Origin of the sequence: Paenibacillus sp. TAB_01 (assembly GCF_043945595.1) — a bacterium.
In the GTDB taxonomy this organism is placed as follows: domain Bacteria; phylum Bacillota; class Bacilli; order Paenibacillales; family NBRC-103111; genus Paenibacillus_S.
The window spans coordinates 3,201,313-3,216,713 of sequence record NZ_JBIFNP010000001.1 but is presented as its reverse complement, the minus strand read 5'-3'; the positions used below and the strand labels follow the sequence as shown (position 1 = coordinate 3,216,713).

General features: G+C 51.5%; 13 protein-coding genes. 12 read left to right on the top strand and 1 reads right to left on the bottom strand.

Annotation, left to right across the window (positions count from 1 at the left end):
• Positions 1 to 11: 11 nt before the first annotated feature.
• Complete coding sequence (locus ACHHV8_RS15415) at positions 12 to 2,234, bottom strand: helix-turn-helix domain-containing protein (RefSeq protein ID WP_395159350.1); 2,223 nt, start codon at positions 2,232 to 2,234, stop codon at positions 12 to 14.
• Between the two features lie 350 nt (positions 2,235 to 2,584).
• Here ACHHV8_RS15415 and ACHHV8_RS15410 point away from each other — a divergent pair, with 350 nt between their 5' ends.
• The 12 genes from ACHHV8_RS15410 (at position 2,585) to ACHHV8_RS15355 (ending at position 15,389) form a co-directional block, all read left to right on the top strand.
• Entirely contained in the window at positions 2,585 to 3,148 is a 564-nt protein-coding gene (locus ACHHV8_RS15410) for an extracellular solute-binding protein (RefSeq protein WP_395159348.1), read from the top strand.
• Entirely contained in the window at positions 3,055 to 3,789 is a 735-nt protein-coding gene (locus tag ACHHV8_RS15405) for an extracellular solute-binding protein (protein WP_395159346.1), read from the top strand. Before ACHHV8_RS15410 ends, ACHHV8_RS15405 begins: the two co-directional genes overlap by 94 nt.
• Positions 3,692 to 4,159 carry a type 2 periplasmic-binding domain-containing protein gene (locus ACHHV8_RS15400; protein ID WP_395159344.1) on the top strand — a complete coding sequence of 156 codons (468 nt, stop codon included), beginning with the start codon at positions 3,692 to 3,694 and terminating at the stop codon, positions 4,157 to 4,159. The genes ACHHV8_RS15405 and ACHHV8_RS15400 overlap by 98 nt, the downstream gene beginning before the upstream one ends.
• 126 nt (positions 4,160 to 4,285) lie before the next feature.
• Positions 4,286 to 5,248: an ABC transporter permease gene (locus ACHHV8_RS15395; RefSeq protein ID WP_395159342.1), complete on the top strand. Its 963-nt coding sequence runs from the start codon at positions 4,286 to 4,288 to the stop codon at positions 5,246 to 5,248.
• A 44-nt stretch (positions 5,249 to 5,292) separates the two neighbouring features.
• The gene (locus ACHHV8_RS15390) at positions 5,293 to 6,168 is read left to right on the top strand and encodes a carbohydrate ABC transporter permease (RefSeq protein ID WP_395159340.1); all 876 of its coding nucleotides are present in this window, start codon (positions 5,293 to 5,295) and stop codon (positions 6,166 to 6,168) included.
• Between the two features lie 46 nt (positions 6,169 to 6,214).
• Positions 6,215 to 7,216, top strand: a complete 1,002-nt coding sequence (locus ACHHV8_RS15385) for a D-2-hydroxyacid dehydrogenase (RefSeq protein WP_395159338.1) — start codon at positions 6,215 to 6,217, stop codon at positions 7,214 to 7,216.
• Between the two features lie 41 nt (positions 7,217 to 7,257).
• Positions 7,258 to 8,847 (top strand): glycoside hydrolase family 2 protein, encoded by a 1,590-nt coding sequence (locus ACHHV8_RS15380; protein ID WP_395159335.1) that lies wholly within the window; start codon positions 7,258 to 7,260, stop codon positions 8,845 to 8,847.
• On the top strand, positions 8,796 to 9,797 hold the full coding sequence (locus ACHHV8_RS15375; protein ID WP_395159333.1) for a glycoside hydrolase family 2 protein: 1,002 nt from the start codon (positions 8,796 to 8,798) through the stop codon (positions 9,795 to 9,797). The genes ACHHV8_RS15380 and ACHHV8_RS15375 overlap by 52 nt, the downstream gene beginning before the upstream one ends.
• Before the next feature lie 25 nt (positions 9,798 to 9,822).
• The gene (locus ACHHV8_RS15370; RefSeq protein WP_395159331.1) at positions 9,823 to 11,265 is read left to right on the top strand and encodes a glycoside hydrolase family 2 protein; all 1,443 of its coding nucleotides are present in this window, start codon (positions 9,823 to 9,825) and stop codon (positions 11,263 to 11,265) included.
• Positions 11,220 to 12,395, top strand: a complete 1,176-nt coding sequence (locus ACHHV8_RS15365) for a glycoside hydrolase family 2 protein (protein ID WP_395159329.1) — start codon at positions 11,220 to 11,222, stop codon at positions 12,393 to 12,395. The genes ACHHV8_RS15370 and ACHHV8_RS15365 overlap by 46 nt, the downstream gene beginning before the upstream one ends.
• Entirely contained in the window at positions 12,323 to 13,288 is a 966-nt protein-coding gene (locus tag ACHHV8_RS15360) for a 2-hydroxy-3-oxopropionate reductase (protein ID WP_395163521.1), read from the top strand. Before ACHHV8_RS15365 ends, ACHHV8_RS15360 begins: the two co-directional genes overlap by 73 nt.
• 379 nt (positions 13,289 to 13,667) lie before the next feature.
• The gene (locus tag ACHHV8_RS15355) at positions 13,668 to 15,389 is read left to right on the top strand and encodes a sensor histidine kinase (RefSeq protein ID WP_395159327.1); all 1,722 of its coding nucleotides are present in this window, start codon (positions 13,668 to 13,670) and stop codon (positions 15,387 to 15,389) included.
• The last annotated feature ends 12 nt before the right edge of the window (positions 15,390 to 15,401 follow it).

Sequence of the window (15,401 nt, the reverse complement as noted above, 5' to 3'; positions counted from 1 at the left end):
ATATTTACGATTTAACGGTGAGCCGCCCGATAATCGCTGGGCGACATTCTTAGAATTCGTTGGAAAATGCGATTGAAATTGCGATGCGTGTACCCAACCGCATAGGCGATCTCATGGATCTGGCGATCGGTTTCGATCAGCAGGGTCATCGCCTCTGTAATTTTGCATTCCGTGACGAAATCCAGAAAGGTCATGCCCACTTCTTTTTTGAACAAGCGGCTTAAATAGGATGGGGTCGTCTGGAACATTTCGGAGCATTCTGCAAGCGAGATGTCCTTGGACACGTTGTTTTGCACATACTCCCTTACTTGTTTAATTACCCACCGGCCCTTGGTATTGTAGTTTTCGTCTATCATTTTTTCATAGAGTGGAAACAAGGTTTGGGTAAACCACCCGTACATATCTTCGATGCTTTCCTTCGTTCTTAGCTGCTCGAATACATCGTACTCCAGAATCTCGGAAATACCCTCGCCTTTCCGGTCGACAGAGGAGATAATAGAAGAGAGAAGCACATAATGTCCCTGGGATATAATATTGTAGGACTCGGATGTTTTTAAGGTCTGAGTATACACCTCCAATGCTGCACAGGCCTGATTGTAATCTCTTTTCTTCAAGGCATCTAAAATTTGCTGCTCGGCAGGGCCGGGATAGCTGAAAGCCTGCTGCTTTTGCAGTCCTTCCAATTCGGCGATGTATAGAATCGCCTCGTTGTCCTTATGTAAACGGTATTGCAGGGCCAATCTTGACTCCCGATACGATACCCGGATATCGGCGATATGAGGATACAGCCTCCCAATGCCGATCGAAACGTGAAGCTTCAAATAACTCATGAGCGCTTGATGAACCGCTTGCGCATACTGGATTGTGTCCTGGATTGCCGCTTCCTGCGCTACGCTGCGGTCAAAGTGTAAAATGACCGTGCCGAGCCCCTCGGCATCGTGCAGTACATAGCCTTGCAGAGACGTGTGCTCTTTAAGCAGCTCTGTCATGACATTGGTCAATACAAAGGTGACCACCGATTTATCTTCGCTGCGAAAGCGCCGGTCCTTTAACCGGTTCTCCGGCTTCACCAGCATCACGACGTAATTGCGGTCCAGCGGAATGCCGAACTTGGCAAATTCATCGTACAAAGTACTGCTTTGGATAAAGTTTCCACTAAGCCACTGCTGCAAAAAACGTTCCATCAAAGGAGGGATTGACTGAGCCAGCTCCTCGCTTAACGTTTCGGCGCGGATGCGCATACTTGTAGCTTTCTTATCGAGACTGTGCATCAGCTTAACGATCGGATGATAAGCGTATTTAAGATTGATTACGGTCAACAGCACGCCCACCGCGATAAAGATAAGCACCGCTGCTATTGATACCCAGCGGATCCAGCTCAGCTCTCCGATAATGGCCTGATAAGGGATCATCGAAACGTAGATGTTTCCTGACATCGATTTCAAATAGGAATAGTAATATTTCTGATGATCGGGGCCTGTTACGAAGAAAAAGCCATTCGGACTTTCTCCGTCTCCAATCATTTGAATGACATCATTACTCAGAGCGCCGGATGTAGGATCGCCCGTTTTGCGCGATTGAAGCAGTAGGCGCTTATGTTCATCGATAACATAAATCGATTCGTTATTTGTAAGCGATAACAAATTATCGAAGTATTTGGTGATTTGAGCGGTTTCCAGCTGGACCATCAGCAGTCCTTTGCTTTCCTCGGTCGATAACGAAGGCAGCTTCAACGCAAAGGATAAGAACCCGTTTTGCCGGCCCTCCGGTAAATACACCCATTGACCTTCCAGCTGCTTGTCGTCAAGTGACTCCATGTCGCTTCTAAACTTGAAGCTGTCGAATTTATGATAGCCTTCAGAATGAGACAAGACGAGGTTGGCAGCCCGGTTGTAATAATAAATGTCCCCGATCAGGCTCGTTTTTGATTTGTGAATCGAAATTTTATTGAGCAGTTCCATCTGAGAGGTATAGTTTCTCTCATAATTCGGCATGGAGAACGTATCGGAGATAAGAGGATCGAGCGCAAGCTGAAGTAAATCGTCCTCGATATCATGCATAGATTTTTCTGTAAACTGCTGGATAATATTCAAGGAAACCGCGCTGTTTTCCTGAAACCGGGATATCCCCTGCTTCATTGAATAGTGGTAATAAACTACACCGGCAAGGATGATCGGGAGACAAACCGATAAGCATCCGAACCAAATCAAACGATTGAAATAGTTGCTGTTCATTCGTAAGTACCTCCATAACCGCCGGGCTAAAGGGATGGAATAAGTGCAGCTTTAATATTAACAAATTATGCAAAAATCTCATAGTGGCAAGCAATAGTCCATTTTTTACTCAGCCGGCTCCGCCGTCCCAAGCGGGATATCTTTCGAGAAGGAACATATGTTCCTGTGTGGCTGTTTTTTATCCTGTATTCAGCCGGAAAGACAAGATTGGCCCATATCCGTGCCGATATTCCGATATTTCCGCGTGAAACGGCACAGATAAGAATGGACTATTGAGCGCTTGCATACTTCCGTTTAATCTGAATCCAGCAAGACCACACCAAATTTCATCCAAAGGGGATGTGTTAACAGTGAAGTCAAATCCACACGCTCCACATGCTGTGTTCAAGCCGGTTCGAACGACTGCTTGTCTTACTTTAACGGCAGCTCTTCTGGCCGCTTGCAGCGGTGGCGGGGCATCGAACGCGCCTGCTGCCAATTCGGGAAGCGCTTCCGACAGCAGCGCAGCAAAACCGCTCGAAATTCAAATGACGGTTCGGCTGTTCGACCAGGTGCCTGACATGAACAATGCTTATTGGAAGGAGTATCAGAAGAGAACGAATACGAAGCTGAATGTGGAATGGATTCCGGATGGCGACTATACGACGAAGCTGAATCTGATTCTGGCTTCCGGCAATATTCCGGAGGTCCTGGTCGCGAATAATTTGAAAAGCCCCGCGCTCGTCAGTGCCGTAAAGAATGGAGCCTTCTGGGATTTAACGCCGTTTCTCGGGGATTTCAGCAAGTATCCTAATCTCAAGAACAACTCTGCGCCGGGAGCTTGGGAAACAAGCCGGATTCTCGGCAAAATTTACGGGATTCCGCAGAACGTGGCTCAAGTATCGAACGGACCAAGATCCGCAAGGATTGGCTGACCAAGCTGGGGCTTCCGATGCCGAAGACGGTAGAGGAATTCCGTGAAGCGTTGAAAAAGATCGTCGCTGCCGACCTGGACGGCAACGGGAAGCAGGATACCCTCGGCGTTATTGCCAAAACCGATTTGTTGGGCACGAGCACAGGCGGCTTCTCCAGCGCGTTCGGCGCGGATAAACCGACTTATAATGCGGAGGGCGGATTGATCTACAATAAACTGACCCCGCAATTTACGGACACGGTCAATTATTTCAGACAGTTGTATGCCGACGGCAGTCTGGCTCAGGAATTTGCCGTCATGAAGTCGACGCAAGCCCAAGAGCTGTTCCAAACCGGCAAGGCGGCCGCCTACTTAAATGAAAGCATGCGCTGGGACTATCCGTTCACGCAGTCGCTGAAGAAAGACCAGCCGGACGCTGAGGTCGAGACCGTCATGCTGCAAGGAACCGGGCGGTTACACGATCAGCAGGGGAACCGGCGTCGTCGATATTATGCTGATTTCGAAGAAGGTACCGGAAGAGAAGGTAAGGCAAATACTGGACTACATGGAGAAAACGACGACCAAGGAATACTACGATCTTACGGTTTACGGAGTAGAAGGCATTCATTACAACAAGGTCGACGGGAAAATCAAGCTGACTGAGCAGCGCGACAAGGATTTGGGCTCCAGCGCCCCATGGCAGGTGCTTGCGCTTTATTATGACAAATATATGAAAACCGTCAGCTCGGCTGCGCCGCAGGAATATAACGACGCCAAGATCCAATATCTGGATTCGATCGGCTACTATGACAAGGGCACATTGGATCCGTTCGCCGTCATCAATTCAGATACCTTCCTGACCGTGTGGCCGAAGGTGCAGCAGGAGTGGATTTCTATGGGGGTGAAGGCTATCGTCGGGCAAATCACAATGGATGAGTATAAAGCCTATGTGGACAAAATCAACAACAACCCCGATTTCAAAAAGGCCTATAAGGAATTTGCGGAAAGCTACAAGGAATACTTCGGTAAATAATATGCGGATGCGGCGGAAACCAGCGCGGGACAGAACGGAGATGGACCTCGAACTGATCCCGCACGCTTACAACGGGGGTCATCGTATGCACTCCCATCGCTGTCTTCGACAGAAAGGAGCATAACTGTGCTGCAATCCAGGGAACAGCTTAAGCTGGCAAACCCGGCTGCGTCTTACTACGATAAGAAGCGGCTGCTGAAAAGAATCGCGGCCAGCCGGTATATTTATCTTCTGGTCATACCTGGTCTCATTTACTTTTGCATATTCAAAATTTTTCCAATGTGGATGCTGGTCATTGCTTTCCAAAAGTACAGCCCGTTTGCCGGCATTGCGGGCAGCGAATGGGTAGGATTCAGTAATTTTAGCGAGCTGCTGAAGGATCCTCATTTTTACGTGCTGCTGCGCAATACTTTGGCCATCAACCTTATGAATCTAATTTTTTTCTTTCCGATTCCCATTGTGCTTGCCTTGATGCTTAATGAGGTTCGGCACGAGGCATTCAAGAAGCTCAATCAATCGATTGTTTACATGCCTCATTTTTTGTCTTGGGTAGTTATCGCGAGCATGACGTTTTTCATGCTGTCGGTAGATGTCGGCATGATTAACAAGCTGCTCATGAAGCTGGGAATAAAGGGAATCTCATTCTTATCCGATCCGCATTATTTCTGGGGCATTCTCACGATCCAGAACGTGTGGAAGGAGAGCGGCTGGGGCACGATTATTTTTCTAGCCTCCGTTGCGGGCGTCGATCCGCAACGCTATGAAGCTGCCGTGGTGGATGGCGCCACAAGGTTCCAGCAGATTTGGCACATTACGCTTCCGGCGATTCGTCCGACTATCGTTATTCTGCTGATCCTGCGGCTAGGCAGCATGGCCGACGTCGGCTTCGAACAGGTTCTTCTCATGATGAATCCGCTTGTCAATAATGTGGCTGATGTGTTTGATACGTACTCTTACACGCTGGGCATTCTGCAAGGAGATGTCAGCGTGGGTACGGCCGTCGGTTTGTTCAAAGGGATTGTCGGCTTGATTCTGGTCGCAAGCTCCAACTATGTCGTTAAGAAGCTGGGACATGAGGGCATTTATTGAATTTATTCAAAGCAAGGCTTGAAATTACCCGAAGGGGGATACCGATGAGCTATGTGCATACGAAGCGATTAACCGCCGGCGATTACGTCAATTACAGTCTGCTCGGCCTTATATCGATTATCAGCCTGTTTCCGTTTTTTTATGTGCTCAGCATTTCGTTTACCGATCCAGGCGCATATGTGCCGTTTAAGTTTTATTTGTTCCCGGAGAAATGGTCGCTGTACTCCTACCGGTACATTTTGTCGACGAATAGCTTTATCAATTCCTTCAAGAGCACCGTATTTATCACGGTTGCCGGCACGGTGTTGAATGTGCTCTTTACGTTTACGATGGCTTATGGTTTGACCAAAAAATGGGTGCCGGGACGCAACATTTTTCTGGGGGTCGTTATTGTAACGCTTTTCTTTAATGCCGGTGTCATTCCCAATTATTTGGTCGTCAAAAATATGGGGCTGCTGAATTCGTACTGGTCTTTAATTTGGCCGAGCTTGACGAACGCTTGGAGTCTTGTCGTGGTCAAAAGCTTTATGGAATCGATTCATTCCGAGCTGGAGGATGCGGCCAAAATCGATGGCTGCTCGGATCTCGCTGTATTTTGGCGGATTGTCATTCCTTTGTCCATGCCTGCGATTGCAGCGTTCACGCTTTTTTTTGCAGTGGGCCATTGGAATACGTACTTCAACGCGTTGATTTATATTTCCGATACGAAAAAATGGACGCTACAGCTGCTGGTCAAGCAGCTCGTTATCGAAGGGGATGCGTCCGGCGTGGCGCAAACCTTGGACAATGATGCCGCCCCTCCGGTGGAGACGATCCGAATGGCTTCGATCGTGCTGGCGATGCTGCCCATCCTGGTTATTTATCCGTTCTTGCAAAAGTACTTTGCCAAGGGCGTCATGCTCGGCTCCATCAAGGGTTGAAGCCGAGATTCGTTAAACTCAATATCATTCGAATGGAGAGTGCAAGATGAGCAAAGGGAACACAATTCATCATGTATTGGCTACGGTACCTTATACAGGCTGGCATTTAGAGAAGCTGAAAAATGCATTTGGGCCGGAGGTGAACTTTATCCACCTCAACAAGGACGATTCGGCCGGTATCGCCGAGGCTTTGAAGGTAGCCGACGTCGCCATTCTGCAAAGCGATCTGGACGACAGATATATTGCTGCCCCCAAGCTGCGCTGGATTCACTGCGATCATTCGGGCCTGAACAAATCCGCACGCCCCGGCGTGTTCGAGAAAGGGCTGCATGTCACAGGCTCGGCGGGGCGCTCCGGTCCCGTGCTGGCCGAGCATATTTTGTTCCTGACGCTTTCTCTCGTTTACGATGCCCACGGCTTGCATGACGCGCAGAAAGCCCACCGCTGGAGAGGGATTCCCGGCTATGAAGACCGCAGAGGCTTGTACGGTAAAACGATGGGGATTATTGGCATGGGTTTTACGGGGACGGAGCTGGCTATCCGGGCCAAAGCGCTAGGCATGCGTGTGCTTGGCTACCGCCGCAGTATTACCGGACTTCCCGAAGGCGTCGATCAGCTGTACTGCGCCGACCGCGGGGAAACGATCGACGAGCTGCTGCGTGAAAGTGATGTCGTCGTGCTGTCGGTTCGTTTATCCGACGAAACCTATCATATGATCGGAGAACGCCAGCTGCAGCTGATGAAAAATACCGCTTATTTGATTAATATGGCCCGCGGTCCGGTTGTCGACGAGAAAGCGCTTGTCCATGCGCTGCATAACGGTCTGATCGCCGGAGCCGGATCGGATACGTTCGAACAGGAGCCGCTTCCGGCGGATAGCCCGCTGTGGGATGCGCCGAATATGGTCATTACGCCGCATTGTACACCAGAGATGCCGGACTTGGTCGCGCGTTCGCTCGATATCATCTGCGAGAACATTAACCGGTACCGCGCAGGCTTGCCGCTGGTGAACGAGCTGAAGGCAAACGATGTCTACACGAAGTCATAAGAGAACGTACGAGAAGCGATTAGATGAGGGGAGAGGGAAGCGTGCGCAATCAGGAAATATTGAGCCTGGACGGCGATTGGAAACTGGCCGCCTATGAATATGTAGCCGACAGGAAGGACGTCCAGCCTGACACGGAAACGCTCGATTGGATGGATGCCGCCGTTCCCGGTGCGGTTCATTATGATCTGGTCAAGTCTGGCAAGCTGGAGAATCCGTTTGCCAGCACGCAAGCGGCCCATGCTGCGGAATGGGTAGCTCAAACCGATTGGATCTATACAAGGGAGTTTGAGCTAGAGCAAGAGCTGTCTGATGGCGCTGCCTTCGCGCTTCGCATTGACGGCATCGATACTTATGCTGACATTTGGCTGAATGACAGGCTGCTGGGTCAGACGGCGAACGCGTACCGTTCCTACGAATTTGAAGTGGACGCTTCTATGCTGAGGGCAGGGGAAAACCGATTGATCGTGCATGTAAAGAATCATTTCCGGATGACAGAAGGGAAAGCCGATGAAGCAAAGCGCAGGCTGCAGGTTTCCCGCAACCCGACTGCCTATCGGGGGAAGTCTTTGATCCGGCGGTATCAAAGAAATTTTTACAGTAACTCCAGCTTATTGAATCTGGGAACGGGGGTGCTCGGCATCGGTATTCACAAGCCGGTCCGCCTGATCGCCTACCCTAAGCTTCGAATCGAAGAGAGCTATTTCAGCGTGCAGCAATTGACCGCGAGCCAAGCGGATGTTCGGGTTGAGGTGAAGCTGAATCGGCCCCTGTCGGAAATTGGCCAAGCGTTGACGATAGAAGCCGTGCTGCAGCAGCCGGATATGCGCCAGCCAGCGGCGGTCCACAGCGCGGCAGTCACCGGCGGAGAGACTGACCTGCGGCTCACGATGCAGGAACCGAGACTGTGGTGGCCCCGCGGGTATGGCGGGCAGCCTTTGTACCGCTTGACCTTGCGCCTGTACGACGGCACGACGCTGCTGCATGAAATCGAGAAGCAGGTCGGCATCAAACAGGTGGAAGTCATTCGCGAGCTGCCGAACGGCCGCAAAACATTTTATCTCCAGGTCAACGGCGTCAAAATCCATGCCCGGGGCTCCAACCTGATTCCGGTCGATTATTTAAAGGTGCACGACACGTGGGACGTCTATGAGCGGCTGTTCCGCCTGATGCAAGCCAGTCACCATAATACTCTGCGGATTTGGGGCGGCGGCGCGGTGGAGACCGACAAATTCTACGACCGGTGCGACGAGCTCGGCATCCTGATTTGGCAGGACTTCTTTCTGCATAGTAACACGTATCCCGACTACGATCCGGAGTTCGTCGAGGAGTTCCGCCAGGAATCCGTAGAGCTGGTGAAGCGGATTCGGGCCGTGCCAGCCTGGGAGTTCTGTGCGGCGGCAACGAGCAGATGGAAGGCTGGGACGAATGGAACTGGAAGGCCGACCTGGACCGGTTCTACGGCGAACCGCTCATCCAAGAGCTGCTTCCTGAGATTGCGGCCGCCTATTGCCCCCATATTCCATATGTCGTCAACTCGCCGCACGGAGGCAAATGGGCTCAATCCGCCGTTGAGGGCGATATGCATAACTGGGGCAATTTCTATAATGCGACGAAGGATCCGCAGTTCGTAACGGAAACCTGCTGGAATCTCGACAGCTATTCACGGCCGGAGACGCTTAAAGCCTGCATGGGGCTGGATGTCGAGCAGTTTAACGAACGCGGCTGGCATCATAAGTGGAAGGAACTCACAAGTCATGAGCTGCACACGAAATTCCCGTTCAGCGATTACCACCATGCAGCGACATTGAAGGACTATTTGCGCTCCCTGGAAATCGAGCATGCACAGTCCGATTATCACGCCTTATCGTATCTTCGCCTGCGCAGCAGCTCTTGCAGCGGCATTTTATACTGGTCGCTAAATAAAGGAGGCCCCTTGTTCGGGTTTGGCTGCGTCGACTACAAAGGAATTCCGATGATGAGCTATTACACGCTCAAAAGAGTGCTCTCTGACGTGCTTGTCGGCATTCATCGTTACATGGACGATATCCATGTCGTCGCCTCCAACCTTACGCGTGAACCGATACAGGGGCAAATCCGCGTGACGCACATGAATGCGGAAGGCCGTGTGATAAAGCAGTGGCAGCAGCCCGACACTGTTGCGTCCGATGAGACACGCCGGGTCTTCACGCTCGAATCGTACTACAGGGAGATCCTCGACCGGACGAACGAGGTGATTCATGTGCAGTGGATCATCGGAGATGTGATCGTATCCGACGATACGTTATTTTTCTGCACGCTCTCGGAATTCGAGCCGGTTCCGAATCCGATTCGGATCAAAGTGCTGAAGACGGACCGGACGGATGCCTGGACACTTGAAATCGAAGGAGAGTCCGTCAGCAAGCTGCTGATGCTGGAAGGCAGCCATAAGATGCTGTGCAGCGACAATTACTTCACACTGGCGCCAGGTACTAAGAAGCAGATTGACGTGGAGATTCTGGAGCGGACCGGAGATGAAGAAGGACTTCGGCTCACGGTTTCTTCCCTGGATGTGCCTGGCGAGATTGTTCTCGAATTAAAATAATTGAGACCGGAAAGGAAGGGAAGACATGAGCGTGAAAACCAAGACGCTGATTGATTTAACGGGAGTCTGGCAGGTGGCTGGCTATGCAGATGCTCGGAGCGCAGAAGCAGGAGAAGCGGGTGTACCGCAGACGGAGGATTTGGCATGGCTCGATGCCGCCGTTCCCGGCGCGGTTCATTACGATCTGGTGAAGGCGGGCAAGCTGACGAATCCCTATGAGAGCAGCGAAGCGGCTTTTGCTGCGGATTGGGTAGCCGAATCCGATTGGATCTATATAAAAAGCTTCCCATTTTATGAGGCGGATATTACTCCCTCATCCGTGCTGGCGCTCAGATTTGAAGGGGTGGACACCTTCTCGGACATTTGGCTGAACGGCGTTCGGCTCGGCCATACGGCCAATGCTTACCGTTCGTATGAATTTGCAGTTTCTCCCTCATTGCTCAGAGAAGGGGAGAACGAGCTTCTGGTGCATGTGAAAAGCCACGCCCGGATGATTGCGGCCAAAGTCCCGGAGGCCGCTCGCATGGCCCGTACCGGCGAGCCGAGCGGCTTGCTGGGCAAATCGCTGATCCGCCGATACCAGCGAAGCTTTTTCACCAATTCCAGCTTGCTGAATCTGGGAACCGGCGTCCTTGGGATAGGTATCCATAAGCCGGTCGCTCTGGTGCAGTATCCGCAAACCCGGATCGAGGAGAGCTATTTCGCCGTAGAACGGATGAACGGACAGGAAGCCGCCGCCCGGGTGGATGTGAAGCTGAACAGAACGGCCCTGCCGGACGAACAATTGAGAGTGGAAGCCATTGTATGGGACACGGACATCAATCAGTCGTCTGCCGTCGCTTCGGAAACGATTACCGGCAGCGAGGTCCGACTGGATCTGCTGATCAGCCAGCCTAAGCTGTGGTGGCCGCGAGGGTACGGTAAGCCTAGCTTGTACCGGCTGACGCTTCGTGTCTATCACGGCGGTGTCTTACTCCATGAAACGGAGAAGCGGGTCGGTATCAAGCAAGTGGAGGTCGTGCGTGAGCTGCCGAATGGACGGAAAACGTTCTATATTCGAGTGAACGGCACTAAAATCCATGCCCGCGGCTCCAACCTCATTCCGCTCGACTATTTAAAGGTACACGACAGCTGGGAAGCGTACGAAAGAATGTTTCAGCTTATGTATCAGGGCAACCATAACATGCTGCGGATTTGGGGCGGCGGTGCGGTGGAAACCGACCGGTTCTATGACCGCTGCGATGAGCTCGGGATCATGATCTGGCAGGATTGCTTTCTCCACAGCAATGTCTATCCCGATTATGACCCTGAGTTCGTAGAGGAATTCCGGCAGGAATCGGTTGAGCTCATCAAACGGATTCGCGACCGCGCGAGTATGGGAATCCTGTGCGGAGGCAACGAGCAGATAGAAGGCTGGGATGAGTGGAACTGGAAGGCCGAAATGGACGGTTTTATGGCGACAGCTTGATCTATGAGCTGCTGCCGGAGCTTGCCGCTAATCTTTGCCCCGAGATTCCCTATGTCGTTAACTCGCCGCACGGCGGCAAGATGTCTCAGTCCGCGGTGGAAGGGGATATGCACAACTGGGGCAATTTCTATAATGCGACGAAGGATCCGCAGTTCGTGACGGAAACCTGCTGGAATCTGGAAAGCTATTCCCGGCCAGAGACGCTGAAAGCGGCCATGGGGCTTGACGTGGAGGATTATAACGAGCGGGGTTGGCAGCGGAAGTGGAAGGAGCGGAGCTCGATTGCCTTGTTCACGAAGTTTCCCTACAGCGCTTACCATAACGTGACGACGCTTAAGGATTACTTGCGTTCCCTCGAAATCGAACAAGCGCAAGCGGATTATCATGCCTTATCTATGCTTCGTCTGAGAAGCAGCTCCTGCAGCGGTATTCTGTATTGGTCACTCAACAAGGGAGGGCCGCTGTTCGGGTTCGGCTGCGTCGATTACAAGGGACACCCAATGATGAGCTACTATGCGGTGAAGAAAGTATTCGCAGATACGCTCGTCGGCGTCTATCGCGATATTGAGGATATCCGGGTATTGGCCTCCAATCTGACGCCCAATCCTGTAGAAGGGGAAATTCGGGTCGCGCATCTGAATGCAGACGGCAGCATCTTGAAGCAGTGGCAGACGGCTGTTTCCATCGAGCCGGGTCAAACGGGCCGTGTTCTTGAGCTTCCGGCTTATTACGGGGAAATTACGGACAGAACCCGGGAATTGATCCACGTGCAGTGGATTGTCAACGGTCAAATCCTCTCCGAGGATACACTTTACTTCTGTACGCTTGCCGAATTTGCGGTGACACCGAAGCCGGTGAATGTGGCAGTGACCCAAACGGGGCCGGGCGTCTGGGCGCTTGAGCTGGAAGCGAGCTCGGTATGCAAATTGCTTATGCTGGAGAGCAATCACAAGCTGCTGTGCAGCGATAATTACTTCACTCTGGTGCCGGGAACGAAGAAGCATGTAGAGGTCATGGTGTTGGAGCAGACTGGCGGCGACGGGCTGCTGCTTACCGTATCTGCGCTGGACGATACGAACGTACAGCAATACAGCCTAAGCATTCGCGGACATCAGCCAAGCATCCAATAAATATAGCTCAACAGGAGGATACAATAGAAATGGAAATCGGATTTATCGGATTAGGGATTATGGGGAAGCCCATGGCGAAGCATCTGATTGCGTCCGGCTACCGGCTTCATGTTTATAACCGAAGCGTCAGACCGGTTGAAGAATTGGCAGCCTTGGGCGCAAAGGCACAGCCGAATCCCCGGCGGGTTGCCGAAGCGTCAGACCTCATCCTGACGATGCTGCCGGATTCGCCCCAGGTAGAGGAAGTCATTTTAGGAAAGGATGGTGTGCTCGAAGGCATCTCCGAAGGCAAAATCGTAGTGGATATGAGCTCTATCAACCCGATGTCCGCTCGGCGGATCGCAGAGAAGCTTGCAGCTGCAGGAGTGCACATGCTGGACGCGCCGGTCAGCGGCGGCGAGGTCGGCGCCATGGAAGGGAAGCTGGCCATTATGGTCGGGGGGCCGGAGACCGTCTTCGAGCAGGTCAAGCCGGTATTGGGAGTCATGGGCACGACGATAACCCGTGTCGGCGAGATCGGCGCCGGCAACACGGTCAAGCTGATCAACCAGATGATCGTTGCCATTAATATAGCCGGAGTCTCGGAAGCGATCGAGTTCGGAATACGGGCGGGCATCGATCCGAAGACCGCTTACGCCGCTATACGCGGAGGGTTGGCTTCCAGCCGGGTGCTTGACAACAAAATCGATAATATCGCGTCCCGTTTGTTCCAGCCCGGTTTTAAAATGCAGCTGCATGAGAAGGATCTGAACAATGCCATTGCAATGGGGAATGGAATCGGCGCCAACCTGAAGTTGACCAATCAGATTAACGGGATGCTGCAAGAACTTATCTCCGATGGGCGGGGAAGCGAGGATCACAGCGCTTTGTTTCGCTGGTATAACGAGCAATAGGAGCTAGTGGCAGTATCTGTGTCTAAATTTTTGCATTTACATTCATGAAGCAAGCTGACATCGTTATCCAACGGTGTCAGCTTTTTTGGATTTGGAGAAGAATAAAAGCGAGAATAACTTCCTCATCGCACTGCTTGCCGCCAGCCAGCCCAACCCTATTGACAAAATACACAAATGCATTAGGATTTAAACAGATCATCTTAAAGCAAGGGGGATACATCATGAAACAGATGTGGTATCAACAGAGTCATATGCCGAGCAATATGGAAACGCATACAAAATACCGGGGCCTGTCAACAGAAGAGAGCGAGGTGCAAGCTTGTTCCCTCACATGAATATAAACTTGTCGCGGCTTCATCGCTTAAGCATCAGAACCATCATGTACGGATGTTTTATCGTTGTGGTCATGATCCCGCTGCTTGCGATGGTTATCGTCTCCTATCAAAGCTATAAATCCATAGTGACCGACCAGTCGACCCAGCAAACGCTGCGAACCTTGGAGCAGGTATCCGTAGGCATCGACCGCGAAGCGAGTCAAATTACGAATACGGTGGGTCATCTATTCAAGGACCAAAGCTTGCTTGAGGCAGTGGATCATGTCCGAAATCGGGCGGAGAATCCCGTTAACCTGCAGGACGATCAGGCGCAGCGGTTGGTGCACAGTTATTTTCAATATACGAGCGAATTGATCGGCGTTGTCTTTTTCTATCGCGGAGGAGGCTATTACAGTACCAACCCGTCCGTCACTTTTCATGAAAGCCTGATGAGAACCTCGCTGTGGTATAACAAATCGCTGGCGGATAAAGGGAAAATTAAGCTGCTGGGTGTGCAAAGAAACGACATCGCAGAGATTACAGATAAGTTCATCAATACGGCTGCCGTGGCTATCCCTGAAGAGATGGCGGATCAGACCCGGGTGGAAGCGATTTATTTTATATTTAAAGGGACGCTGTTTCAGCATTTGTTTGAATCGTCTACGAAGGAGCAGGGGGATTTTCTCATCCTGGATAATGAAAGCCGGGCTATTGCGGCGAATCGGGAAACGTATATCCAGAGCTGGCTCGATCAGCCCTCTTATTTATATAAAACAGGGTGGTATGCTTCCGGGGAATATACGGAGGCGATTAACGGGACTAAATCGTTCATTACTTATTTTACCGCACCGGTCACCCAATTTAAAGTCATTCATATTATCCCATACGATTCGCTGACTGCGCCTTTGAAGAAAGTATTTCTCACGACCTTATGGGTCGGGGCAGCCAGTACGGCGCTGTTTTTGCTGGCATCCTGGTTTTTCGTACGAACGATTATCGGACCGATCAGCAGGCTTGTCCGGGGAATGTACCGGGTGCAGACAGGCTCGCTTCCTCTTCATGTCACCCCTTCGGGCCCATCCGAGGTTTATCTGCTGGGCAGCAAATTTAATGCCATGGTTCAGGAGATGAACGTACTGATCAAGGATAAGGAAGAACAGCAGCAGGCCAAGACGAAAGCGGAGCTGCGCGCGCTGCAGTCGCAAATCAATCCCCATTTTCTTCTGAACACATTAAATGCGATCAAGCTTATGGCCGTCATCAGCAGGGTGCCTAACATCGAGAAGATGACAGATGCCTTTATTCGTCTGCTCTCCACTACGTTCAACCGCGGGGGGATGATGCATTCCATCCGGGAGGAAAGGGACTATTTGGAGCAGTACCTGTATATCATGGAGTTCCGCTACGGAAATTATGAAGTTCAATGGGATTTGGATGAACGGCTTCTGGAGTGCTGCATTCTGAAGCAGCTGATTCAGCCGATTATTGAGAATGCGATTGTGCACGGGCTGCAGTATAAAGAAACGCAAGGTCAGCTCAGGTTAACCGGCCGCTTAGAGGACGAGAGCAGCATTCTGATTGTTATTGAGGATGACGGAGTAGGTATGGATTCCGAAGATATGGCAGAGCTGCTCGCCCCGGCGCAGGAAGAGAGCTTCAGCGGTATGGGGATAAAAAATGTCCATGAACGCATCCGGATTCATTACGGAGAGCCGTTCGGGTTAACTATCACAAGCAGGGAAGGCATAGGGACGCGGGTGGAGGTTCGTCTGCCGTTTATTGGTTGACTTGCTAATCGA